At 69.7% G+C, this 3,030-nt stretch carries 1 protein-coding gene and 2 pseudogenes; all 3 read left to right on the forward strand.

Annotated elements, in window-relative coordinates; translation table 11 throughout:
• On the forward strand, positions 1-1,184 hold a 1,184-nt coding region (locus tag QR77_RS30490; RefSeq protein ID WP_040025216.1), incomplete at its 5' end, for a spermidine/putrescine ABC transporter substrate-binding protein.
• A 94-nt stretch (positions 1,185-1,278) separates the two neighbouring features.
• Positions 1,279-2,470 (forward strand): annotated as a pseudogene (locus QR77_RS30495) (ABC transporter ATP-binding protein).
• A pseudogene (locus QR77_RS49305) lies at positions 2,467-2,955 on the forward strand (ABC transporter permease); the annotation flags it as partial. The pseudogenes QR77_RS30495 and QR77_RS49305, both read left to right, overlap by 4 nt.
• Positions 2,956-3,030 lie beyond the last annotated feature (75 nt).

Consider the following 3,030-nt stretch of genomic DNA (forward strand, 5'->3'; position numbering starts at 1 on the left):
GCAGGGGCGCCCTCACCCGCCGCTCGCTGCTGCGCGCCACCGGGGCCGGCGCCCTCACCCTCGGCGGCCTCGCGGTGCTGGACGCCTGTGGCATCCCGCCGGCGAAGCGCGACGAGGACGGTCCCGCCTCGACCGACTTCTCGGCCAAGGAGAAGAAGGTCGTCTTCTCCAACTGGACCGAGTACATGGACGTCACGGACGACGGCAAGCACTACCCGACCCTCGAAGCCTTCACCCGACGCACCGGCATCAAGGTCACGTACAACACCGACATCAACGACAACGTCGAGTTCTTCGGCAAGATCCAGCCGCAGCTCGCCGCCGGCCAGGACATCGGGCGCGACATCATCTGCGTCACCGACTGGCTCGCCGCCCGCATCATCAGGCTCGGGTACGCGCAGAAACTCGACGCCTCCAACCTGCCGCACGCCTACGCGAACCTCTCCGCGCAGTTCCGCAGCCCGGACTGGGACCCGGGCCGCGCCTACTCCTACCCCTGGGCCGGCATACCGACGGTCATCGCGTACAACACCAAGGCCACCGGCGGCCGCAAGGTCGACTCCGTTTCGCAGCTCCTCGACGACCCCAAGCTCAAGGGCCGGGTCTCCTTCCTCACCGAGATGCGGGACACGATGGGGATGACCATGCTCGACATGGGCAAGGACCCCGCGACCTTCACGACGGACGACTACGACGCCGCGATCGCCCGCCTCCAGAAGGGCGTCGACCAGCAGCAGATACGCCGCTTCACCGGCAACGACTACACGGCCGACCTCGACAAGGGCGACATCGCGGCGTGCGTCGCCTGGGCCGGTGACATCGTCCAGCTCCAGACCGACAACCCGGACATCAAGTACGCGGTCCCCTCCAGCGGCTACATGATCTCCACCGACAACCTGCTGGTCCCGGCGAAGGCACGGCACAAGACCAACGCCGAGAAGCTCATGGACCACTACTACGAACCGGACACGGCGGCCCAGCTCGCCGCCTACATCAACTACGTCTGCCCGGTCGACGGCGCGACGGTACGCCCCTACCTCGCGAAGATCGACAAGAAGATGGCGGCCAACCCGCTGATCATCCCGGACCGGGCACTCGCCACCACCTCGCACTCCTTCCGCTCGCTCGGCAGCGCGGAGGAGACGTCGCTGGAGGGGAAGTTCTCCAAGCTGATCGGCGCCTGAGCGGCGTGCCCCGCCCGTACCCCGATCCGCCCGCGCCCGCGCCCCCGCTCACAGCCTGCCATCCCGTCATCTCCCAAGCCCCGGGACGTTACCCATGACAGAGACCGCATCCACCGGCCAGGGCGGCGACGACGTCCGCCTCACCGGGATAAGCAAGACGTACGGCTCCTTCCACGCCGTACGGCCGCTCGACCTCACTGTGCCGCAGGGCTCCTTCTTCGCCCTCCTCGGCGCCTCGGGCTGCGGCAAGACCACCACCCTGCGGATGATCGCGGGACTGGAGGACCCGACCACCGGCACGGTCCACCTCGGCGACAAGGACGTCACCGACCTGCCGCCGTACAAGCGCCCGGTCAACACCGTCTTCCAGAGCTACGCGCTCTTCCCGCACCTCGACATCTACGAGAACGTCGCCTTCGGCCTGCGCCGCCGGGGCGTCAAGTCCGTACGCGCCGACGTCGGCGCCATGCTCGACCTCGTACAGCTCGGCGACTTCGCCCGGCGCAAGCCGCACCAGCTCTCCGGCGGCCAGCAGCAGCGCGTCGCCGTCGCACGCGCGCTGATCAACCGCCCGCAGGTGCTGCTCCTCGACGAGCCGCTCGGCGCCCTCGACCTCAAGCTGCGCCGGCAGATGCAGCTCGAACTCAAACGCATCCAGACCGAGGTCGGCATCACCTTCGTCCATGTCACCCACGACCAGGAGGAGGCCATGACGATGGCCGACACGGTCGCCGTCATGAACGCGGGCCGCGTGGAGCAGCTCGGCGACCCCGCCGACCTCTACGAGAACCCGAGGACCACCTTCGTCGCCAACTTCCTCGGCACCTCCAACCTCATCGAGGCCGAGGTCGCCGCCGAGGACGGCGCCGACGTCGTGGTCGCGGCCGCCGGCACGAAACTGCTGCTGCCGGGGGGCCGCTGCCAGGCACCGACGGCGATCGGCGGCCGGCTGCTCGTCGGTGTGCGCCCCGAGAAGATCCCTGGCACACGCGGACGACGCCGGCACGATCCCGGAGGGACGCAACCGGATCACCGGGCGGATCGCCGACTCCAGCTTCATCGGCGTCTCCACGCAGTACGTCGTCGACAGCCCGGTCGGCCAGGGCCTGGAGGTGTACGCGCAGAACATCGAACGCGACGGACGGCTCCGCCCCGGCGCCGAGGTCGTCCTGCACTGGAACCCGGCCCACACCTTCGGCCTCGACGCCGCGCAGTCCCCGCTCGCCGGGACAGCGGCGGAGACGGGCGCAGCGGGGGCCGGGGCTTCCGGCGAGGAGGCCTCGTGACGGTCACCGAAGCAGCACCCGCCCCGGCCGCCGAGGACGCCGGACTCCCGGAGCGCACGGCCTCGGTGGGGCGGCGGCTCGTACCGTACTGGCTGCTGCTGCCCGGCATCCTCTGGCTGCTCGTCTTCTTCGCGCTGCCGCTCGTCTACCAGGCGTCGACCTCCGTACAGACCGGCTCGCTGGAGCAGGGCTTCCAGGTCACCTGGCACTTCGCGACCTACTGGGACGCCCTCCAGCAGTACTGGCCGCAGTTCGTCCGCTCGCTGCTCTACGCCGGCACCGCCACCGTGCTGTGCCTGCTGATCGGCTACCCGCTCGCCTACCTCATCGCCTTCCGCGCCGGCCGCTGGCGCAATCTGCTGCTGGTCCTCGTCATCGCGCCGTTCTTCACCAGCTTCCTGATCCGCACGCTGGCGTGGAAGACGATCCTCGCCGACGGCGGGCCCGTCGTCGGCGTCCTGAACAGCCTGCACATCCTGGACGTGACGGGCTGGCTCGGCTGGACCGAGGGCAGCCGCGTCCTCGCCACACCCCTGGCGGTCGTCTGCGGACTGACGTAC

The sequence above is a fragment of the Streptomyces sp. 150FB genome, from assembly GCF_000818195.1.
In the GTDB taxonomy this organism is placed as follows: Bacteria; Actinomycetota; Actinomycetes; order Streptomycetales; family Streptomycetaceae; genus Streptomyces.